General features: G+C 68.6%; 22 protein-coding genes and 1 pseudogene. 16 read left to right on the top strand and 7 right to left on the bottom strand.

Translation table 11 applies throughout. The features are described 5' to 3' along the window. The first annotated feature begins 86 nt into the window (after positions 1–86). The 3 genes from KIT89_RS05050 to KIT89_RS05040 are packed head-to-tail and all read left to right on the top strand — an operon-like array spanning position 87 to position 2,331. Entirely contained in the window at positions 87–1,724 is a 1,638-nt protein-coding gene (locus KIT89_RS05050) for an FAD-dependent oxidoreductase (RefSeq protein WP_297603543.1), read from the top strand. Beyond that, the gene (locus tag KIT89_RS05045) at positions 1,721–2,068 is read left to right on the top strand and encodes a rhodanese-like domain-containing protein (protein WP_297603542.1); all 348 of its coding nucleotides are present in this window, start codon (positions 1,721–1,723) and stop codon (positions 2,066–2,068) included. Before KIT89_RS05050 ends, KIT89_RS05045 begins: the two co-directional genes overlap by 4 nt. Next, positions 2,065–2,331 (top strand): metal-sensitive transcriptional regulator, encoded by a 267-nt coding sequence (locus KIT89_RS05040; RefSeq protein ID WP_297603541.1) that lies wholly within the window; start codon positions 2,065–2,067, stop codon positions 2,329–2,331. Before KIT89_RS05045 ends, KIT89_RS05040 begins: the two co-directional genes overlap by 4 nt. Here the strand turns inward: KIT89_RS05040 and KIT89_RS05035 are convergent. Continuing rightward, a complete protein-coding gene (locus KIT89_RS05035) occupies positions 2,318–2,812 on the bottom strand; it encodes a GNAT family N-acetyltransferase (protein ID WP_297603540.1) in 495 nt (164 codons plus the stop codon). The genes KIT89_RS05040 and KIT89_RS05035 overlap by 14 nt on opposite strands. A gap of 42 nt (positions 2,813–2,854) precedes the next feature. On the opposite strand from KIT89_RS05035, the gene dapB reads away from it, so the two are divergent. Both dapB and KIT89_RS05025 read left to right on the top strand, forming a co-directional pair. Continuing rightward, the gene (dapB, locus tag KIT89_RS05030) at positions 2,855–3,649 is read left to right on the top strand and encodes a 4-hydroxy-tetrahydrodipicolinate reductase (RefSeq protein WP_297603539.1); all 795 of its coding nucleotides are present in this window, start codon (positions 2,855–2,857) and stop codon (positions 3,647–3,649) included. Further along, positions 3,646–4,122 (top strand): hypothetical protein, encoded by a 477-nt coding sequence (locus tag KIT89_RS05025; RefSeq protein WP_297603538.1) that lies wholly within the window; start codon positions 3,646–3,648, stop codon positions 4,120–4,122. Before dapB ends, KIT89_RS05025 begins: the two co-directional genes overlap by 4 nt. Here KIT89_RS05025 and KIT89_RS05020 read toward each other — a convergent pair. Genes KIT89_RS05020 through KIT89_RS05005 form a run of 4 tightly spaced genes read right to left on the bottom strand, consistent with a single transcriptional unit; the run spans position 4,086 to position 6,403 of the window. After that, positions 4,086–5,024: a TIGR01777 family oxidoreductase gene (locus tag KIT89_RS05020; protein WP_367275883.1), complete on the bottom strand. Its 939-nt coding sequence runs from the start codon at positions 5,022–5,024 to the stop codon at positions 4,086–4,088. The genes KIT89_RS05025 and KIT89_RS05020 overlap by 37 nt on opposite strands. Then, on the bottom strand, positions 5,024–5,449 hold the full coding sequence (locus tag KIT89_RS05015) for an OsmC family peroxiredoxin (RefSeq protein ID WP_297603536.1): 426 nt from the start codon (positions 5,447–5,449) through the stop codon (positions 5,024–5,026). Before KIT89_RS05015 ends, KIT89_RS05020 begins: the two co-directional genes overlap by 1 nt. A gap of 40 nt (positions 5,450–5,489) precedes the next feature. Next, on the bottom strand, positions 5,490–5,984 hold the full coding sequence (locus KIT89_RS05010; protein ID WP_297603535.1) for a DUF4395 domain-containing protein: 495 nt from the start codon (positions 5,982–5,984) through the stop codon (positions 5,490–5,492). Next, complete coding sequence (locus tag KIT89_RS05005) at positions 5,981–6,403, bottom strand: thioredoxin family protein (RefSeq protein WP_297603534.1); 423 nt, start codon at positions 6,401–6,403, stop codon at positions 5,981–5,983. Before KIT89_RS05005 ends, KIT89_RS05010 begins: the two co-directional genes overlap by 4 nt. A gap of 183 nt (positions 6,404–6,586) precedes the next feature. Here KIT89_RS05005 and thyX point away from each other — a divergent pair, with 183 nt between their 5' ends. The 5 genes and pseudogenes from thyX to KIT89_RS04985 all read left to right on the top strand — a co-directional run bounded on the left by thyX (position 6,587) and on the right by KIT89_RS04985 (position 11,321). Further along, positions 6,587–7,285 carry an FAD-dependent thymidylate synthase gene (thyX, locus tag KIT89_RS05000; RefSeq protein ID WP_297603909.1) on the top strand — a complete coding sequence of 233 codons (699 nt, stop codon included), beginning with the start codon at positions 6,587–6,589 and terminating at the stop codon, positions 7,283–7,285. A gap of 285 nt (positions 7,286–7,570) precedes the next feature. Further along, positions 7,571–7,708, top strand: a pseudogene (locus KIT89_RS13585) (type IV toxin-antitoxin system AbiEi family antitoxin domain-containing protein); the annotation flags it as partial. 6 nt (positions 7,709–7,714) lie between these two features. Then, positions 7,715–8,443 carry an endonuclease domain-containing protein gene (locus tag KIT89_RS04995; protein ID WP_297603533.1) on the top strand — a complete coding sequence of 243 codons (729 nt, stop codon included), beginning with the start codon at positions 7,715–7,717 and terminating at the stop codon, positions 8,441–8,443. Between the two features lie 171 nt (positions 8,444–8,614). After that, a complete protein-coding gene (dapA, locus tag KIT89_RS04990; RefSeq protein WP_297603532.1) occupies positions 8,615–9,589 on the top strand; it encodes a 4-hydroxy-tetrahydrodipicolinate synthase in 975 nt (324 codons plus the stop codon). 55 nt (positions 9,590–9,644) lie between these two features. Further along, the gene (locus tag KIT89_RS04985; protein WP_297603530.1) at positions 9,645–11,321 is read left to right on the top strand and encodes a ribonuclease J; all 1,677 of its coding nucleotides are present in this window, start codon (positions 9,645–9,647) and stop codon (positions 11,319–11,321) included. A 65-nt stretch (positions 11,322–11,386) separates the two neighbouring features. Here the strand turns inward: KIT89_RS04985 and KIT89_RS04980 are convergent, their stop codons facing one another. Next, on the bottom strand, positions 11,387–12,493 hold the full coding sequence (locus tag KIT89_RS04980) for a nucleotide disphospho-sugar-binding domain-containing protein (protein WP_297603528.1): 1,107 nt from the start codon (positions 12,491–12,493) through the stop codon (positions 11,387–11,389). Continuing rightward, positions 12,490–13,083 (bottom strand): hypothetical protein, encoded by a 594-nt coding sequence (locus tag KIT89_RS04975; protein WP_297603527.1) that lies wholly within the window; start codon positions 13,081–13,083, stop codon positions 12,490–12,492. The genes KIT89_RS04980 and KIT89_RS04975 overlap by 4 nt, the downstream gene beginning before the upstream one ends. 119 nt (positions 13,084–13,202) lie before the next feature. Here KIT89_RS04975 and KIT89_RS04970 point away from each other — a divergent pair, with 119 nt between their 5' ends. The 6 genes from KIT89_RS04970 (at position 13,203) to recA (ending at position 19,177) form a co-directional block, all read left to right on the top strand. Next, positions 13,203–15,887 (top strand): DNA translocase FtsK, encoded by a 2,685-nt coding sequence (locus tag KIT89_RS04970; RefSeq protein ID WP_297603525.1) that lies wholly within the window; start codon positions 13,203–13,205, stop codon positions 15,885–15,887. A gap of 70 nt (positions 15,888–15,957) precedes the next feature. After that, a complete protein-coding gene (pgsA, locus tag KIT89_RS04965; RefSeq protein ID WP_297603908.1) occupies positions 15,958–16,557 on the top strand; it encodes a CDP-diacylglycerol--glycerol-3-phosphate 3-phosphatidyltransferase in 600 nt (199 codons plus the stop codon). Continuing rightward, entirely contained in the window at positions 16,554–17,060 is a 507-nt protein-coding gene (locus KIT89_RS04960) for a CinA family protein (protein ID WP_297603523.1), read from the top strand. Before pgsA ends, KIT89_RS04960 begins: the two co-directional genes overlap by 4 nt. 128 nt (positions 17,061–17,188) lie before the next feature. Then, positions 17,189–17,497, top strand: a complete 309-nt coding sequence (locus tag KIT89_RS04955) for a helix-turn-helix transcriptional regulator (protein WP_297603522.1) — start codon at positions 17,189–17,191, stop codon at positions 17,495–17,497. A 31-nt stretch (positions 17,498–17,528) separates the two neighbouring features. Continuing rightward, positions 17,529–17,756, top strand: a complete 228-nt coding sequence (locus KIT89_RS04950) for a DUF3046 domain-containing protein (RefSeq protein WP_297603907.1) — start codon at positions 17,529–17,531, stop codon at positions 17,754–17,756. 278 nt (positions 17,757–18,034) lie between these two features. Next, positions 18,035–19,177 carry a recombinase RecA gene (recA, locus tag KIT89_RS04945; protein ID WP_297603520.1) on the top strand — a complete coding sequence of 381 codons (1,143 nt, stop codon included), beginning with the start codon at positions 18,035–18,037 and terminating at the stop codon, positions 19,175–19,177. Positions 19,178–19,179: the final 2 nt, after the last annotated feature.

Genomic DNA, 19,179 nt, shown 5'->3' with positions numbered 1-19,179 from the left:
GAGCCGGCTGAGAGCGAGAGTCGGGCCGTGCTCTGCCCAGGGCGAACATCCCACGATGAATACCCCAGGGGGTATAGGCTGTGCTCATGACCACACCGCGCACCTATGTCATCGTCGGCGGCGTCGCCGGCGGCATGTCGACCGCCACCAGGCTCCGCCGCCTCGACGAGAACGCTCGCATCATCGTGATCGAACGAGGCGAGCACGTCTCGTTCGCCAACTGCGGGCTGCCGTACCACGTCGGCGGAGTCATCGACGATCGCAGCGCTCTCATTCTGCAGACTCCAGAGTCGCTCGGCGCCCGCTTCGCGCTCGACGTGCGCGTGCGCACCGAAGCCGTCGCGATCGACCGCGAGGCGCGCACGGTCACGGTGCGCGCGCTCGACAGCGGCGACGAGCAGTCGCTCAGCTACGACGCACTCGTGCTGAGCCCCGGCGCCTCGCCTCTGCGCATTCCGATTCCTGGGGTCGAGCGCGGTCTCGTGCTGCGCGACATCGCCGACATGGATCGCATCATCGACGCGGCGACGGATGCTCACCGAGTCGTCGTCGCCGGCGCAGGCTTCATCGGCCTCGAACTCGCTGAGAACCTGCGACACCGCGGCCTCGACGTCGCCGTCGTCGAGATGCTGCCCCAGGTGCTGCGGCCCTTCGACGCCGAGATGGCGCACATCGTCGCGCAGCGGCTGCGCGCCAACGGAGTCGAGCTGCACCTCGGCACGGCGCTCAGCGGCATCGAGCCCGACCACGTCGTGCTCGACGGGGGAGCCGCGACACTGCCCGCCGACCTCGTCGTGCTCTCGGTGGGGGTGCGGCCCGAGAGTGGGTTGGCACGCGACGCGGGTCTCGATCTCGATGCCCGCGGCTACATCGTCGTCGACGCGCACCAGCGCACGTCAGATCCCGCGATCTTCGCCGTCGGCGACGCCGTCGTGAAGCAGCGCTTCGACGGCGACCCGTCTCCCGTGTGGCTCGCCGGTCTCGCCAACCGGCACGGCCGCCTCGCGGCCGATGCCATCGCCGGTCGGCCGCACGCCGCCGTGCCCGCGCTCGGCACGGCCGTCATCGGGCTGTTCGGGCTCACCGCCGCCGCGGTCGGTCGCACCGAGCGAGAACTGCGCGACGAGGGCCGCGAGATCAGGGTCATCCACACCCACCCGACCGACCATGCCGGCTACTACCCGGGTGCCGAGCAGTTGTCGCTCAAACTCATCGTCAATGCCGGCACCGATGCGATTCTGGGCGCGCAGGCTGTCGGCGGCGGCGCAGACAAGCGCATCGACATCATCGCGACGGCGATGGCCGGCGGCATTCCGGCTCGCGGCCTCGCCGATCTCGAGCTCGCCTACGCCCCGCAGTTCGGCTCGGCGAAAGACCCCGTCAACATGCTCGGCTACGTCGACGACAACCTCATCGACGGCGAGCAGAGCGTGCAGTGGCACGAGCTCGCGTCGCGCATGGCCGAGGGCTGGAAGCTCGTCGACGTTCGCACCGCCGACGAGAACGCCCTCGGGGCGATTCCGGGCAGCGAGCTCATCACGCTCGACTCGTTGCGCGAGCACGCAGAGCGCTTGCGCGGCGAGCGTGTGATCGTCACGTGCAAGGTCGGTCAGCGCGGCCACACCGCGGCGGCGCTGCTTCGGCAGTACGGTGTCACCGTGGCCAATCTTGATGGTGGGTACACGACGTGGCGGGCCGGAACCGCAGCAGTCTCGACCCCGTGACCCGACCACCGACGAAGGAGAACACCGTGGCAGAAGAGATCACCGTCGACCAGCTGGTCATCGAGCTCGACCGCGGCGCGACGGTCGTCGACGTGCGCGAAGTCGATGAGTACATCGATGCGCATGTGCCGGGGGTGCGACTCGTGCCGCTCGGCACGATCCCCGATGCACTGGATGCCCTTCCGCGCGACGAGACGCTCTACGTGATCTGCCGCTCGGGTGCGCGCAGCCTGCGCGCCGCCGACTACCTCAACGCCAACGGGTTCGACGCGGTCTCGGTCGCGGGCGGCACGATGGCCTGGGTGCAGCGCGGGCTCGACTACCAGACAGGAGACGACCGATGACCACTATTCCCGCCGACGAGGCCAAGAAGATCACCAATCGCCTGCGCCGAGCGCAGGGGCAGCTCGGAGCCGTGCTCTCGATGATCGACGACGGTCGCGACTGCCGCGAGATCGTCACCCAGCTGAGCGCAGCATCCAGCGCCATCGACCGGGCGGGTTTCGCGATCATCGCCTCGGCACTCAAAGAGTGCCTGCGCGAAGACGGCACCGGTGACCCGGTCGAGGTCGCCGATCTCGAGAAGCTCTTTCTCAGCCTGGCGTGAGCTGCTTGCCCAGCCACGTCGTCGCGTTGGGGTTGTCGTTGTAGGGCTCGATCTGAGAGAAGCCGAGCGAGCGGTACAGTGCCGCCGCCTGCTCGAGACTGTCGTTCGTGTCGAGCACGAGCTCGGCGGCGCCGAGGTCGGCAGCCCGACGCTCGAGTTCGGCCATGAGAGCCCGGCCGACGCCGAGGCGACGCGCGTGGGGCTGCACCCACAGGTGCTTGACCTCGAAACGCGAGCCGTGCGGGCCGTCGTCGATGCGTCTCACGCCACCGCAACCGATGTCGGCTGGCTCGCCAGACAGGTTCTCTCCCTCGGCGAGCAGAAAGACGCCGTGCGGCGGCGCGAACTGCGCGTCGAGGGGCTGGGCGCGCCGGTAGGCGTCTGGCCCGGCCGGAAAGTCGGCGGCGCGCGCGGTGAAGTACTGGTCGAGCAGTGTGAGCGCCGACTCGTTGCTCGGCAGGGAGTCTCGCCAGGTCACCATGCGCTCAGCCTAGGCGTCGCGAGTGCGCCGTAGGATGGCCGCATGGTCACACGAGTTGCCGTCGTCGGTGCGAGCGGGCGGCTCGGGTCTTCTGCGTGCGCACTGATCGAGCAGCAGAGCGACCTCTCGCTCGTCGCGCAGCTCGACTCTCGCAGCGACCTCGGTGAGATGCTCGGAGCCGACGTCGTGCTCGATGTCACCACTCCGGGCGTATCACCCACCGTCGTCGACCACGCCGTGCGCAACGGGCTCAATGTGCTCGTGGGCACGAGCGGCTGGAACGAAGACCGGCTGCGCTCGCTGCGCACCCTCGTCGATGCCCACCCCGACTGCGGGGTCATCGTGATTCCGAACTTCTCGATCGGCAGCGTTGTCGCCACGCACCTGGCCACCGTCGCCGCTCGATACTTCGAGTCGATCGAGATCGTCGAGACCCACCACGCGGCCAAGGTCGACTCGCCCTCGGGCACAGCGGTGCGCACAGCCGAGCTCATCGGGCATGCGCGCAGCGAGCTCGGCCCCGTCGTGGCCCCGCACACCGACCAGCGGGCGCGAGGCCAGCAGGTCGCGAGCGTGCCGATTCACTCGTTGCGCCTGCAGGGTGCCGTCGCGCGGCAAGACGTGCACTTCGGCGGCATCGGTGAGCTCGTCACCGTGACGCACGAGACGCTGTCGGCGAGCTCATACGACGCCGGTATTCTGCTCGGCCTGCGCGCGGCGGCGACCGCCACGGGGCTCATCGTGGGGCTCGATTCGCTCATCGGTCTCACGCCGGGCGCCGACGGCTCTGGTGCCGACGACTCTGCGGGCGACGACACCTCCGGCGACGACGAGTGACTCGCACCCGATGGGCGGCACTCGGCATGGCCGGGCTGCTCGCGTTCTACCTCGTCGTCGTGCTCGGCTATGCCGCGCGGCTCATCGCAGACCCCGTGCCGGTCGCGCAGGCGATCGGGTGGGCGCTCGTCGTGCTGCCGGTCATCGGGGCCTGGGCTCTCGCCGCCGAGATCGTCTTCGGGTTTCGCGCCGAGTCACTGGCTCGTCGCCTCGAGGCTGACGGCGGCATGCCGCGCGAGGCGCTGCCCGCGAGTGCGAGCGGGCGCATCGAGCGGCAGGCTGCCGACGAGGCCTTCGAGCGCTATGCCGCCGAGGTGCGTCAGAACCCGCACGACTGGCAGCACTGGTTTCGACTCGCGCTCGCCTACGACGCCGCGCGAGACCGCAGGCGTGCGCGGTGGGCGCTGCGCGAGGCCATCCGCATCAATCGGGGCGGTCAGCCTCGGGGGGCGACTGGTCGCCCCCCCCGCTGAGGCCTGACGAGAGCCTCGATCGCCTGCTCGACCGTCTCATGCCGAAAGCGAAAGCCATCGGCGAGCAGCTTCGCCGGAATCTGCTTCTGACTCGAGAGCAGCAGCTCACGACCGGCATCGCCCATGAGCCCCGCGATGAGACCCTCCGGAATCGTGAACAGATGCCACCGGCGCATCGCCGTCGCGAGCGCGCGGGTCATGCGGTCGCTCGTGGCCGGGGTGGGGCCAGCCAGGTTCACGGGCCCGCGCAGCGTCGACGTCATGAGGTGGCGAATCGCGGCCGCCTCGTCGTAGAGGCTGATCCACGGCCAGTGCTGCCCTCCCGTGCCGATGCGCGCGGCAGCGCCGACGCTCGTGAGCAGCTTCAGCGGCGTCATCGCGCCGCCGTCGCCCACGACGAGTCCGGTGCGCACGACCACGGTGCGGGTCTTCTCCGGAGCCAGCATCGCGGCTTCTTCCCAGGCGGCGACGACATCGCTGAGAAATCCCTCGCCCTTGGCCGCGTCTTCGGTCAGCCGGGCGGCCGGGCGGTCGCCGTAGAACCCGACGGCAGAGCCGCTGATGAACACGCGCGGAGGCGTCTTCGCCCTGGCCATGCCTTCGGCGAGTGCGCGCGTCGCCTGCACACGAGAGTCGAGAATCTGCTTCTTGTAGCCGCGAGTCCACGGAATCCGCGCGATCGACGCGCCCGACAGATTCACGACGACATCGACCGTGTCGAAGACGCTCGCATCGAGAACCCGTGCCTCCGGTGCCCACGAGAACTCGGTCTCGGTGCGGGGCCGACGGCGCACGAGGGTGCGCACCTCATGCCCCTCGGCCGCCAGTTGCCGCTGCAGCTCGGTGCCGATCATGCCCGACGCGCCCGCGATGAGCACGCGCATCGGCGTTGCCGCCGCCACTAGGCGAGCGAGGCTTCGAGCGTGATCGACGTGCCGGTCAGTGCGGCCGAGACCGGGCATCCGGTCTTCGCTTCTTCGGCGAACGTCTGAAATTCTTCAGCGCTGATGCCGGCGATCTTGGCGCTCACCAGCAGATGGCTGCCGGTGATTCCCTCGCCCGGCACGAACGTGACGGCCGCCGTCACCTGCAGGCTCTCGGGCGCGTGCCCTGCCTGGCTGAGCGCGTGGCTGAGCGCCATCGAGTAGCACGCGGAGTGCGCGGCGCCGAGCAGCTCTTCTGGGTTGGTGCGACCGCTGACGCCTTCTGAGCGCGCGGCCCAGGTCACCGGAAACTCCCCGGCGTCAGACGAATCGAGCGAGGTCGTGCCCGAACCTTCGGTGAGTGATCCGAACCACAGGGTGGTTGCTTCGCTGGTGACGGCCATGGCAGTGCTCCTTTGACTTCGCTCGCTGCGGGCCTCCAGCCTATGCGGGTGAGCTCGACCGGCGAATGATTCCTAGGCGAACCAACAGCACATACATCTGGCACCCCAGGCAGTAGGCGAAGGCGGCGTTCAGAAACGCGGCGACGAACGCCGCCGCCGCGGCCACGACGAGTGCGCCGGGCACCCCCGCGAGGTGCAGCGCGAGCCCCACCGCTGTCACCAGCAGCCCGACACCCTGCGCGAAGGTGGGGGGCGCGGGGTGCTCGCGCTCGGTGGGCGGCGTGAGGCGCTTGGCCACGAGTCGGCGATACAGCACTCCGTAGGGGTGGCGCTGGATGCCCGCGAACGCTCCCCAGGCGAAGAGCGCCACGATCACTGTCAGCAGCAGCGCTGACGGCTGCAGCGCGCGTGCGACGAGGTCGGCACCGAAAGGCTCGGTGAGCCCGAGCAGCACGACGATGATGAGCAGCACCGACGTGATGGCTGCACCGAAGCGCGGCCCGCGCGGGTCGATGCCGAACGGCTTCTCGCTCATGCGGGCACCCTCTCTGTGCGCGCGGCGTCGATCGCCGCGCGTGCGTCTGCCGGTCGAACGGCCCCGATGAGCCGCGCCCGCACATGGCCCTCGTGGTCGAGCACGAGCGTCGTCGGGGTCGAGTAGACCGAGTGGCGGCTCGCCACCTCTGGCGCGTCGACCACATCGATCTCGCGGTGACCGATCGATGAGTCGGCCTCGGTGAGCTGCAGCGCCACCCGGCGCATCGCGTCGCACGCCGAGCACACGGGGCTCGAGAGCTGCACGAGCGTCACCTCTGCGCCCGCCACGACGAGGTCGTGCTCGTCGCCGCCGCACCCCGAGGCCACGCGAGCCGATCGGCTGCGGGCGATGAGCCCGAGCGCCGTCGCGCCGGCGATGAGCAGCGCGATGATGACGATCGCGGTGACGAAGTCCATACCTTGCAGAATAGAGAAACAGTTCGCACTATTCCCGATCGTGACGATCCGTGACGCTCGGCCATCGACCGAGAGTGGGGTGACGTGTTGGGCACGGCGGCGCGCGTCGAGCATCCACCGCACCGCACCGGCTTGTAGGGTGGCGGCGTGACCGAGGCGCCCGAGATCCAGTTCCGTTCAGAGATGACCGTCGAGCTCGTGCGATCGAGCGCCCACGACAGCGACGTGCTCTTCGCCGCTCGCGTGTCGACGCAGGGCGAGCAGACGCTCGAGGCCGCCGCAGCGGGCGACGACGCGACGGTGCGCGACCGCGGACTCATCAACTACCTCATGCGCGACCGCCACGGCTCGCCCTTCGAGCACAACTCGATGACGTTCTACGTGCAGGCGCCGATCTTCGTCTTCAGAGAGTTCATGCGCCACCGCATCGCCTCCTACAACGAAGAATCGGGTCGCTACCGCGAGCTGCGGCCGATGTTCTACGTGCCGGGGCCCACCCGCAACCTCGTGCAGGTCGGCAAGCCCGGAGCCTACGAGTTTCTGCCGGGCACCCCCGAGCAGACCGCACTCGTCGACGCCGAGGTGCGGGGCGTCTGCACGGCGGCCTATGCCTCATACCAGCGGATGCTCGAGGCCGGTGTGGCGCGCGAGGTGGCCCGCGCGGTGCTGCCCGTGACGATCTACAGCTCGATGTACGTCACCATGAACGCGCGCTCGCTCATGAACTTTCTGTCGCTGCGCACGAAGCGCGAGGGCACGCACTTTCCGTCGTTTCCGCAGCGCGAGATCGAGATGGTCGCCGAGGCCATGGAGCAGCACTTCGCCGAGCTCATGCCCCTCACCTACGACGCCTTCAACGCCAACGGCCGCGTCGCCCCCTGACCCGCCCGCCCCTGCCGCGGGCCGCACTGTCTCCCGCGCCCTGATCCGCGCCCCGCGCGCACTGCCCCGTCTCCCGCACTTGGCGGTCGTGTGCCCGGGTCTTGTCCGCTCACCCCGGTGACCCGCACCCCCGCGGCGAGTCGTGCCTGCACGACGGCGAGTCGCGCCAAACTCCGGGCTGAACGGACACCGATCCCTTCCACCCCAGCCCTCCAAGGTCGCGCTCCGTGCACATATTGGTCGCGTTCCCTCTTCCGTCGGGCCGTGCCAACGGATGCTCGCGTCATGCACTCGTTCACCGCGGTACTCCGAGCTCACGGCGGAGTCGCCCGGGCTTCTGAACTCGCGCACGGTCAGTCGAACCAGCGGGCGTTGAGACGCGCACACGCTCGAGGTGAACTGCGTCGGCTACGTCGAGGGGTGTACACCTTGCCCGACCTCGACCCAGATATCCGTCGTGCGGCCGAGGTCGGCGGGCGCGTCGCCGGAGTCTCAGCGCTGCACCACCACGGCCTGTGGGTGCCTCCCGGCGCGAGTTCGGTGCTGCACGTCGAGGTCGTCGACGAAGTGCAGCAACGACCCGCAGACGCCCAGGGCTCGACCGTGCTCGTGCACTGGCTTCCCGCCGGCACTCATCCACGCTTCGGCGTCGCACCGCTCGAGGCGACGCTCGCGCGCGCTGCCAACGACCTGCCACTGCCGTTCGCCGTGGCGGTGCTCGACTCGGCTCTGCGAGTGACGCCACTCACGCCGGTCGAGTTGCAGTTTCTCGCGAGCACGTGGCGCCCAGCGGCGCGAGCCGCGGCGGCGCTCACCGATGAGCGCTCAGAGTCGGGTACCGAGAGCGTGCTGAGGGTGCTGCTGGGTGAGGCGGGCATCCACTCGACGCCGCAGGCGCCGCTTCCGATCGGCGACTTCGCGCGTGCCGATCTGCTCGTCGGCGATCGGTTGCTCATCGAGTGCGATAGCGAGGCTCACCACGCGGAGCCGGCGAACCGGCGGGCAGATCTTCGGCGCGACGAGTCGCTCATAGCCCTCGGCTTCTGCGTGTATCGGCCCGACTACAGACAAGTGTTCGGTGACCCGGACGGGGTCGTTGCGACTGTCGCAGCCATCGTTGCTCGAGGCGACCACTTGTCCGTTCGCCCCGGCGCTTGAGGTCGAGCGCAGCGTGTCGCACTCTGCAGCGCGCGTGTCGCGCGGTTCCCCGGGGCGAGCGGACACGCGCCCGCTCACGCGCCTCGGCAGGTGTCGGGCAGGGCAACGGCGCGGCTCGCGAACGGCACACAGCCGCGCGCGGCCCCGCGTCGGCGCGATACCCTGAAGCACGTGTCTGCGAACAACCCCTTCGGTCAAGTGCTCGTCGCGCTCGTCACGCCCATGCTGGCTGACGGCGAGGTCGATTGGCCCGGGGTCGAGAAGCACATCGACGACGTGATCACGGCGGGTGCCGACGGTGTCGTCGTCACCGGCACGACGGGTGAGACCAGCACCCTGACCGACGCCGAGAAGATTCGGCTGGTCGAGGTCGCAAAGTCGGTGAGCGCCGGCCGAGCATCCATCATCACGGGCGGCGGCTCGAACGAGACGGCGCACGCGATCGAGCTCTACAAGGCGAGCGCGAAGGCCGGCGCCGACGGCGTCATGATCGTGACGCCCTACTACAACAAGCCGACGCAGGCTGGGGTGCTGACGCACTTTCGCATGGTCGCCGACGCGACCGACCTGCCGGTGATTCTGTACGACATTCCGGGCAGGGCTGGCATCGAGATTCGCTACGACACGATCTTGCGCGCCGCGAAGCACCCGAACATTCTCGCCGTGAAAGACGCGAAGGGTGATCTCAGCGAGGTGAGCCGCGTGCTCAACCAGACCGACCTCATGTACTTCTCGGGCGACGACGCCAACATTCTGCCGACCCTCGCGATCGGCGGCACCGGCCTCATCGGCGTGACGGCGAACATCGCGCCAGCTCCGTATCGGGCGATCGTGGATGCTGTGAATGACAACGACCTCGCGACCGCGACCGAGCACCACCGTCGTCTTGAGCCGCTCGTGCGCGCCGTGATGACGCACGTGCCGGGCACGGTCGCGGCGAAGTACGTGCTGCACGGCCTCGGTCGCATCGGCTCGCCCCGCGTGCGGCTGCCTCTGGTCGGCCCCGAAGAGCACGAGGCCGCGATCATCGAAGACGAGCTCGATCTCGTGCACGGTGTCGCAGGGGTCGACGTCAGCAACTTCCGCCCCGACCGCAACGCGGCCGCCGGTGGCGCCCTGCCGAAGGTGGCTGGCACCACCCGATAGTCCACAATCAGGGGGCCCGCGAGCCCCGCCGAGCACGATGACAGTCAGGCACCCTATGGCCAGTGAACTTTTCGACCCGCCCGTTCTCGACCGCGACACGCTGCGCATCATCCCGCTCGGCGGGGTGGGCGAGGTTGGCCGCAACATGACCGTGTACGAACTCGACGGCAAGCTGCTCGTCATCGACTGCGGCGTGCTCTTCCCTGAAGAGACGCAGCCGGGCGTCGACCTGATCTTGCCCGACTTCGGGCCGATTCGCGATCGCCTCGACGACGTGCTCGCGGTGGTGCTGACGCACGGTCACGAAGACCACATCGGCGCCGTGCCCTATCTGCTGCGCATGCGCCACGACATTCCGATTCTGGGCTCGACGCTGACGCTCGCGCTCATCGAGGCGAAGCTCAAAGAGCACCGCATTCAGCCGTACACCAACACGGTATCTGAGGGTCAGGTCGAGCAGTTGGGCCCGTTCACGCTCGAGTTCATCGCGGTGAACCATTCGATTCCCGATGCCCTCGCCATCGTCGTGCAGACGCCCGTGGGCACCGTGCTGCACACGGGCGACTTCAAGATGGACCAGTTGCCCCTCGACGACCGCATCACCGACTTGCGCGCGATCGCTCGCTGGGGCGAGAAGGGCGTCGACCTCGTGCTGAGCGATTCGACGAACGCCGATGTTCCGGGGTTCACGGCGCTCGAGCGCGACATCGGCCCGGTGCTCGAGAATGTGATCGCCCGGGCGCCGCGCCGCGTCATCGTGGCGAGCTTCTCGAGCCACGTGCACCGCGTGCAGCAGGTGCTCGACGCCGCGCACGCGAACGGCCGACGGGTGGCGCTCATGGGTCGCAGCATGGTGCGCAACATGACGATCGCGGCCGAGCTCGGGTTTCTCAACGTTCCCGAGAATCTGCTCATCGACCACAAGAAGGCCGCGAACCTGCCAGACGATCAGATCGTCTACATGTCGACCGGCAGCCAGGGCGAGCCGATGGCGGTGCTCGCTCGCATGGCGAATCTCGAGCACCAGATCGAGATCGGCGATGGCGACACGGTGATTCTGGCGTCGAGCTTGATTCCGGGCAACGAGAACGCGGTCTACCGCGTCATCAACGGCCTGATGAAGCTCGGGGCGAAGGTGGTGCACAAGGGCACGGCGCGCGTGCACGTGTCGGGCCACGCGTCGGCGGGCGAGCTGCTCTACTTCTACAACGTGCTCAAGCCGAAGAATGTGATGCCGGTGCACGGCGAGCAGCGCCACCTCGTGGCGAATGCCGAGCTCGCGATCGCGACGGGTGTGCCCGAGCAGAATGTGCTGCTCACCGACAACGGCACCGTCGTCGATCTGCGCGACGGTGTGGCGCGCGTGGCCGGTCAGCTCGACATCGGCTTCGTGTATGTCGACGGCTCGACGGTCGGCGAGATCACTGACGCCGATTTGAAAGACCGCCGAATTCTCGCCGAAGAGGGCTTCATCTCGATTTTCGTGGCGGTGGATGCTCAGACCGGCAGGGTCGTCGTCGGCCCCGAGATTCACGCGCGCGGGTTCGCCCCCGACGAGGCGATCTTCGATGACGTCAAGCCGCAGATCATCAAAGCCCTGTCGGAGGCCGCGGCGAATGGCACTCGCGACCAGCACGCGTTCAGTCAGGTCGTGCGTCGAGTGGTCGGACGCTGGGTCAACACTCAGCACCGCCGCCGCCCGATGATCGTGCCAGTCGTGATCGAGGCGTAGCCTCGATCACCCAAACGGTGCTGGTTCGCCGCGCCGCGCGAGCGGCGCGGGCCGAGGCGTAGTCACTAGGTCGACGCGAGGTGCTCGAGCAGGTCGGCGCTCACCGCGGCGCCGTCGCGCTCACGGAGTTCTTGCTGCAGGCGGTGCGCGGCCTCGCGATAGCTCGGTTCTTCGAGCACGCGCTGCACTGCTCGGCTGATCTCGTCTGGCGGTGCCGTTCGCTGCACGTGCACGGCGGCGCCGCGTTGGCTGAGCAGTTCGGCGATGCGCGGTTGATCGAGGTCGCTGTGCAGCGGCACGACGACCATGGGCACGCCGTGCTCGAGCGCTCGCATGGTGGTGCTGTGGCCGCCGTGGGTCACGAGGGCCGTGGCTCGCGGCAGCAGCGCGCCGTGGTCTGCCCACCGTCGCACGTCGATGTTCGCTGCCGAGTCGAGCGTGCCTGGGTCGAGCGCGGGGCCGGTGGTGACGACGACTCGGTGCGGCAGATCGCGCAGTGCCGTCACGATGCGCTGCAGAACCTCAGGTTGTCCGCTGTACGCAGTGGTGCTGAGGCTGACGAGTATGTGCTCTGGTTCGTCAGGAGTGGCTTCTCGACCTGCATCGCTCCAGACGCCGCCGACGTGGTGCAGTGCCGTGTTGCGGCGATCGCGCTCGTCGAGTGCGTCGAGAGACGGCAGTGTGGCGACGATGATGAGGTCGGCGCGCTGCGCATCGCCGAGCATTCGCGACCCTCGGGCGGCGACCGCGAGGCCGAAGGGGCCTCTCGACGCGGCTCTCCAGTAGCTCCAGAGGGTGTGCACGAGCACGGCGGTGGCATGCCTCGACTGGCTGAGGGTTCTGATCGCGCGGGGCAGCAGGCAGTCGATGAGCACGGCATCTGCTCGTTCTCGGTCTGCAGCTTCGCGAATGTCGCGGGCGATGGCGCGATCGGCCATCATGCCGCTGAACGCCACCATGTCTGCGAGGTCGCTGCGCTGCTCGGCGGCGACGTAGGTGCGGCCGGTGGGGTATGCGACAACGTTCGCGCCCGTGGCTGCGAGTGCCTCAGCTTGGTGCGCGTGAGCGAGCAGGGTCACTGCGTGCCCCCGTCGCACGAGCTCTCGCGCGATGCCGGCCATGGGCGGCACGTTGCCGCCCGCGTCGACTGTGGCCAGCACGTAGCGGCTCATGGCGTGCCTTCGCGGTGCGCGATCACGGCGAGCGCCATGCGGCGCATCGAGCGTGCCGCGTCGTGCGGGCTTCGGCGGTAGACGTCGACGAGCAGTTGCCACGCTGAGACATCGGTGGCGATGGCGACGAGGTCGATGAGCGCGTCGTTGGGTTCGCTTTCTCCCGTGGCGAGTTCGACGATTCGTCGGGCTTCTGCGCGGTGCATGTCTCGACCCATTCGCGTGATTCCGGCGAGTCTGGGCTCGATGTGCTCTTGCTCGAGCAGCCTGCTCACCAGGCCGCCCCACTGCGCGTAGTGCTGCACGATGCTGTCGAGAGCTTCGTCGACGCTCTCCCATGCTTCAGGCGGGTGCGACTCGGCGTCGGTGAGCAGTCGTTCGAGCGCGAGATCGATGGCTCGATCGCGACCGCCGACGTGCCTGATGACGGTGCGCACCGAGCAGTCGGCCAGCGTGGCGACGCGTTCGAGCGTGAAGTCGCTCATGGGTCGATCAGCCAACTGCTGCAGTGCGGCGCCGATGATGGCTTCTCGCGTGGCGGCCGCACTGGTGGCGCGGCGGCCCAGGGTGTAGGCGCGGGGCGGGCTCATGCAGCCGACCGTACGCCTGGTCGAAGTTTCATGTCAATGGTTAGTGACACGAATATTCGGTGCTCGTCGCGTGCGTGTCGTCCCGCCGCGGCCCGCGTTCTCGCGGGTACCGTGGGCGCATGGCTTCGGGCACTCGATCGTCGTCGCGCTCGCGCGCCTCGTCGTCGCGCTCGAATTCGCGTTCGTCGACGCCGTCGAGTCGCGCGCGCACGCAGCCCACGAAGAAGCTGCCAGCTGCCGAGCCCGAACGGGGCATGCTCGCCTCGCTCTGGATGGGTCTCGCGCACATCACCGGCGGTGCCTTCAGGGTGCTCGGGCGCGAGACGCTCGCGAAGGATGAGCGTCGAGACGGCGTGCCGTTCTTGATCGTGGTGCTGGCGATCATCGGCGCGGTCGTCGAGTGGTTCGCGCAAGGGCAAGAGGTGGCCGTCGCCCTCAACGCTTACACCTTCGGGGGGCTGTTCGGTCGACTGGCGTACGCCCTGCCCGTCATCATGATCGTCTTCGCGGCCTGGCTGTTCAGGCACCCGGCGAGCGTGCACGACAACACGCGCATCGGCATCGGGCTCGGAGTGCTGCTCACGAGCGTGAGCGGTCTCTGCCACATCGCGTACGGCACCCCGCAGCCGTCTGATGGTGCGCTCGTGCTCGCCCAGGCTGGCGGCATCGTCGGCTGGGTGCTCGCGACCCCGCTGCTGTTCGCGACGGTCTACGTCGCGGTGCCCGTGCTCTCGCTGCTCGCGGCGCTCTCGGTGCTCATCATGACCAAGACTCCGCCGAACCGCATCGGCGATCGCTTGCGCGAGCTCTACAACTATCTGTTCGGCGCCGAGCTGGCTCCGCGTGAGCCGAAGCAGAAGGGCGAGACCGAGGCGGTCGAGTTCGGCTCGCTCACCGATCTCGGTCTCGACATGGATGACACGAGTTCGATGCCCTGGTGGCGCAAGGGCAAGGCCTCGCGCGACTCCGCGCCCTTCGACAGCCCGGTCGAGCGCGAGAAGGTCACCGACGTCATCGACCCGGTGGTGCGCTCGAATGTGACGGGCGACCTCGAGCGCGAGCTCGAGCGGGCAGAGCAGGCCGTGCAGCGGTTCACGGGCGATGTCGCGCCGCCGGCAGTGGGCGAGCCTCTCGCCCCCGCGGTGCTGCCCGGCTTCACGACGAAGGCCAGCGAGAAGGGTGCGGCTGGCGAGTTCGCCGATGCGCCAGCAGCAAAGCCGACGGGCGCGCGACCCTACCGACTGCCCGCCGCCTCGCTGCTCGAGCCGGGTGACCCGCCCAAGTCGAAGTCTGCCGCGAACGATGCCGTGGTGGCGTCGATCACCGAAGTGCTCGCACAGTTTCAGGTCGATGCGAGGGTCACGGGGTTCAGCCGCGGCCCGAGCGTCACGCGCTACGAGGTCGAGCTCGGGCCGGGTGTCAAGGTCGAGCGCTTCACGGCTCTGACCAAGAACATCTCGTATGCCGTCGCGAGCAATGAGGTGAACATCCTGTCGCCGATTCCGGGCAAGAGCGCGATCGGCGTCGAGATTCCGAACGTCGACCGCGAGATCGTCAGCCTAGGCGACGTGCTGCGCTCGAGCGCGGCGGCGAAGGCGCTGCACCCCATGACGATCGGCGTGGGCAAAGACGTCGAGGGCGGTTACCTCGTGGCGAACCTCGCCAAGATGCCCCACCTGCTCGTCGCCGGCTCGACGGGCTCGGGCAAGTCGAGCTTCGTCAACTCGATGATCACGAGCGTGCTCATGCGGGCGAAGCCGGCCGAGGTGCGCATGGTGCTCGTCGACCCGAAGCGCGTCGAGCTCGCGGCCTATCAGGGCGTGCCGCACCTCATCACGCCCATCATCACGAACCCGAAGAAGGCGGCCGAAGCGCTGCAGTGGGTCGTGAAAGAGATGGACATGCGGTATGACGACCTCGCGTCGTTCGGCTTCAGGCACATCGATGACTTCAACCGCGCGGTGCTCGCCAACGAGATCCAGCTGCCCGAGGGCAGCAAGCGCACGCTGCAGCCCTACCCCTACCTGCTCGTCGTCGTCGATGAGCTCGCCGACCTCATGATGGTGGCGCCGCGTGACGTCGAAGACTCGATCGTGCGCATCACTCAGTTGGCTCGCGCGTCGGGCATCCACCTCGTTCTCGCCACGCAGCGCCCGAGCGTCGACGTCGTGACGGGGCTCATCAAGGCCAACGTGCCGAGTCGGCTGGCGTTCGCGGTGTCGAGCATGACCGACAGCCGCGTCATTCTCGACCAGCCGGGTGCCGACAAGCTCATCGGCCAGGGCGACGCGCTGTTCTTGCCGATGGGTGCCTCGAAGGCGATCCGCGTGCAGGGCGCGTGGGTGACCGAGGCTGAGATCGCCGCTGTCGTCGACCACGTCAAGAAGCAGGCGCAGCCCGAATACCGCGAAGACGTCGCCGCCGAGACCCAGAAGCGTGAGATCGACGCCGACATCGGTGACGATCTCGAGGTGCTGCTGGCGGCCGCCGAGCTCGTGGTGAGCACGCAGTTCGGGTCGACGTCGATGCTGCAGCGCAAGCTGCGCGTGGGCTTCGCCAAGGCCGGCCGGCTCATGGATCTTCTCGAATCGCGCGAGATCGTCGGCCCCTCTGAGGGGTCGAAAGCGCGTGATGTGCTCGTGAGCCCCGACCAGCTTGCCGACGTGCTCGCGCGGCTTCGGGGTGAGGATGCTCCGGCGGCGTCACCCGCCTCTGACGACCCGGTGCAGCGCATGACTGAGGGGTATCCTGAGGTCGAGGGCGAGTCTGAGGAAGACGCCTGGAAGTTGACCGATCGCGACTGACGCCCGAGGGGGCCAGGCCGCCGACGAGCCGGAGGGTTCTGTGGCTGATTCGAGCGATCGGTCGTATTCGATGCGCGGCCGAGTCGTGCGAGCGGGGGAGACCCCGGCGAGCAGCGGCAACCTCGCGAACATCATCACGGTGGTGCGCATTCTGCTCGCGCCGCTCTTCGTGGTGCTGCTCGTGCTCGACGGTGGCGCCGATGGGCCGTTGCGCGTCGCCGCGGCCGCGCTCTTCATCGTCGCGATCGCCACTGACGGCGTCGACGGCATGCTCGCTCGGCGCCGCAATCTGGTGACCGATCTCGGCATTCTGCTCGACCCGATCGCCGACAAGCTGCTGACGGGTGCCGCGCTCGTGATGCTCGCGATTCTGGCCGAGCTGCCGTGGTGGGTCGTCATCGTGATTCTGGTGCGCGAGTGGGGCATCACGCTCTACCGCTTCATGGTGCTGCGCGACCGCGTGGTGCCGGCGTCGCGCGGCGGCAAGCTCAAGACCGTCGTGCAGGCTGTCGCGATCTCGTTCGCCCTGGTGCCGTTCTGGCAGTGGTTCGGCGAGTGGGTTCACGTCGTCAACACCGTGCTGATGTCGACCGCGGTGCTGCTCACAGTCGTGACGGGCATCGACTATCTCGTGCAGGCGTGGCGGCAGAATCGGGCCGCGCGAGCATGACCGAGTCGGCCTCGCCGCGCGCGGTCGAGGCGATCGGTCTGCTCGCCCGGGCGGGCCTCACGGTCGCTCTGGCCGAGTCGCTCACGGGCGGCGCGCTGTGCGCCGAGCTGGTGAGCATTCCGGGCGCCTCGGCGGTGCTGCGCGGTGCCGTGGTGGCCTACGACACGGCGCTCAAGAGCAGCCTGCTGGGGGTGCCAGCCGAGCTGCTGGCCGAACACGGGCCCGTGCACGCCGAGGTGGCGGGGCTCATGGCCGAGGGGGTTCGAGCCGCGGCGGCGGTCGGAGGGCATCCTGCAGCTGTCGGCGTCGCGACCACGGGAGTCGCCGGGCCCGACCCGCAGGGCGACGCCCCCGTGGGCCTCGTGTTCGTCGCTGTGGCCGATGCGCGTGGTTCGGCCGTGCGCGAGTTCTGCTTCGACGGTGACAGGGCCGCTGTGCGCTCGGCAGCGGTCGCCGCGGCCCTCGAGCTGCTGATCGATCGGCTGCGGGAATGCTCTGGGTGACAGTCGTGTTACAGACAGCAAGTTGACAACGGTTGCACAGGTGCAGGCGATTACAGTGAAGACATCGTGATCGGGTATCGTGTGCGACCCGGTGATGCACCGGCCGAGAGGCAGTGAAGGAGGTTCCCATGGTTCTGGTTCGACAAGAAATCGGTGAGGTCCTCCGTGACGTGCGCCTGCAGAAGGGCCGCACGCTTCGACAGGTGGCGAGCCGCGCGAGCGTGGCGCTGGGCTACTTGAGCGAGGTCGAGCGCGGGCAGAAAGAGGCGTCGAGCGAGATTCTCGCCTCGGTGGCCGACGCCCTCGATACTCCCATCTCGGTGATCATGCGCGAAGTGGGCGATCGTCTTGCGGTCGTCGAGGGTCTCAGCGCGGTTCCTGACACGCTGCCCGACGAGTTGGTCGCCGAGTTCGACGCCAACCTCGCGATGCGCTGACGCCGCTCGTTCTCGAACATCGGTCGCGATTCTGACCCGCAGCGAGTTCGCACGAGCGATCGCCGACGAGTTCGGCGAGGCCTATGGGCGCAGTCTGGTGCGCGATCTGGTGCTGACGGCGCTCGACGATCGCACGGCTGACGAGGCGCTGGCGGCGGGCGTGGCGCCTCGCGAGGTGTGGTTGGCGCTGTGCGCCGCGATGGATGTTCCGCGCGAGCGCTGGTACGGCGCAGGCCGCCCTGAGCCGAAGAAGGGGTAGTCGCGCGCGCTCGCGTCGCTCGTGCGGCGACACGCCGCACGGCGCATCATTCGAACATGTGTTCGCTTCTCACCTAGACTCCTTCACAGCGGCACTCGAACACGAGTCATTGCGCGAAGTGCGCGTCGAACCCGGCAATGTCGGGGGCGAGGCGTACCGTCGGTCTCGTCGGCGAACGCCGTCACGCCTTGTCGTGAACCACCCGGCCTTGCTCCATCGGCCAGGTGACGAGCGGCAGCAGACAGGCACACCGCACACGAGTTGAAACGGAGACCGCAATGCCCTCAGCAGCAGACCGCGAGAAGGCCCTCGAGACTGCGCTTGCGCAGATCGACCGACAGTTCGGCAAGGGCAGCGTCATGCGCCTGGGTTCCGATGAGCGTGCTCCCGTGGCGGTGATTCCCACTGGGTCGATCGCCCTCGATGTCGCGCTCGGCATTGGCGGGCTTCCGCGCGGCCGCGTCATCGAGATCTACGGCCCAGAGTCGTCCGGCAAGACCACGCTCACCCTGCACGCGATCGCGAACGTGCAGAAGGCGGGCGGCATCGCCGCCTTCATCGATGCCGAGCACGCGCTCGACCCCGACTACGCGCAGAAGCTCGGCGTCGACATCGACGAGCTGCTCGTCTCGCAGCCCGACACGGGTGAGCAGGCGCTCGAGATCGCCGACATGCTCGTGCGCTCGGGCTCGGTCGACCTCGTCGTGATCGACTCGGTGGCCGCTCTCGTGCCGCGCGCAGAGATCGAGGGCGAGATGGGCGACAGCCACGTCGGCCTGCAGGCGCGCCTCATGTCGCAGGCCCTGCGCAAGCTCACGGGTGGGCTCAACTCCACCGGCACGTCGATGATCTTCATCAACCAGTTGCGCGAGAAGATCGGCGTGTTCTTCGGCAGCCCCGAGACCACCGCGGGTGGCAAGGCGCTCAAGTTCTACGCCTCGGTGCGCCTCGACATCCGCCGCATCGAGACGCTGAAAGACGGCACCGACGCGGTCGGCAACCGCACGCGCGTCAAGGTCGTGAAGAACAAGATGGCGCCGCCCTTCAAGCAAGCCGAGTTCGACATTCTGTACGGCGTCGGCATCTCGCGCGAGGGCAGCCTCATCGACTTCGGGGTCGAGCACGAGATCGTGCGCAAGTCTGGCGCCTGGTACACCTACGAGGGCGACCAGCTCGGCCAGGGCAAAGAGAACGCCCGCAACTTCTTGCTCGAGAACCCGGCGATGGCGGCCGAGATCGAGGGCAAGATCCTCGCCAAGCTCGGCATCGGCGCCAAGCTCGCTGCGGTCGAGCCGCTCGCCGCGCCCGCGGCACCGGCCAAGGGCGGTGCTGACAAGCAGAAGCCCGCCGCCGCCCCGGCTGCTGGTGCTGCTGCCGAGAGCGAATCAGACGCCCCCTTGCGCGCCGCGTCAGGAGCCTGACA

The sequence above is a fragment of the Microcella sp. genome (assembly GCF_025808395.1).
Taxonomy (GTDB): Bacteria; Actinomycetota; Actinomycetes; order Actinomycetales; family Microbacteriaceae; genus Microcella.
This window is presented reverse-complemented; position numbering and strand designations above follow the sequence as displayed.

Excerpts from the sequence above, each read along its gene's own strand:
- KIT89_RS05010 (WP_297603535.1), bottom strand. The coding sequence starts at position 5,984 with ATGAGCGAGAAGCCGTTCGGCATCGACCCGCGCGGGCCGCGCTTCGGT.
- KIT89_RS04960 (WP_297603523.1), top strand. The coding sequence starts at position 16,554 with ATGACCGAGTCGGCCTCGCCGCGCGCGGTCGAGGCGATCGGTCTGCTC.
- KIT89_RS05035 (WP_297603540.1), bottom strand. The coding sequence starts at position 2,812 with ATGGTGACCTGGCGAGACTCCCTGCCGAGCAACGAGTCGGCGCTCACA.
- KIT89_RS04970 (WP_297603525.1), top strand. The coding sequence starts at position 13,203 with ATGGCTTCGGGCACTCGATCGTCGTCGCGCTCGCGCGCCTCGTCGTCG.
- pgsA (WP_297603908.1), top strand. The coding sequence starts at position 15,958 with ATGCGCGGCCGAGTCGTGCGAGCGGGGGAGACCCCGGCGAGCAGCGGC.
- KIT89_RS04980 (WP_297603528.1), bottom strand. The coding sequence starts at position 12,493 with ATGAGCCGCTACGTGCTGGCCACAGTCGACGCGGGCGGCAACGTGCCG.
- recA (WP_297603520.1), top strand. The coding sequence starts at position 18,035 with ATGCCCTCAGCAGCAGACCGCGAGAAGGCCCTCGAGACTGCGCTTGCG.
- KIT89_RS04955 (WP_297603522.1), top strand. The coding sequence starts at position 17,189 with ATGGTTCTGGTTCGACAAGAAATCGGTGAGGTCCTCCGTGACGTGCGC.
- KIT89_RS04975 (WP_297603527.1), bottom strand. The coding sequence starts at position 13,083 with ATGAGCCCGCCCCGCGCCTACACCCTGGGCCGCCGCGCCACCAGTGCG.
- KIT89_RS05040 (WP_297603541.1), top strand. The coding sequence starts at position 2,065 with ATGACCACTATTCCCGCCGACGAGGCCAAGAAGATCACCAATCGCCTG.
- KIT89_RS05015 (WP_297603536.1), bottom strand. The coding sequence starts at position 5,449 with ATGGCCGTCACCAGCGAAGCAACCACCCTGTGGTTCGGATCACTCACC.
- thyX (WP_297603909.1), top strand. The coding sequence starts at position 6,587 with ATGACCGTCGAGCTCGTGCGATCGAGCGCCCACGACAGCGACGTGCTC.
- KIT89_RS04985 (WP_297603530.1), top strand. The coding sequence starts at position 9,645 with ATGGCCAGTGAACTTTTCGACCCGCCCGTTCTCGACCGCGACACGCTG.
- KIT89_RS05005 (WP_297603534.1), bottom strand. The coding sequence starts at position 6,403 with ATGGACTTCGTCACCGCGATCGTCATCATCGCGCTGCTCATCGCCGGC.
- dapB (WP_297603539.1), top strand. The coding sequence starts at position 2,855 with ATGGTCACACGAGTTGCCGTCGTCGGTGCGAGCGGGCGGCTCGGGTCT.
- KIT89_RS05050 (WP_297603543.1), top strand. The coding sequence starts at position 87 with ATGACCACACCGCGCACCTATGTCATCGTCGGCGGCGTCGCCGGCGGC.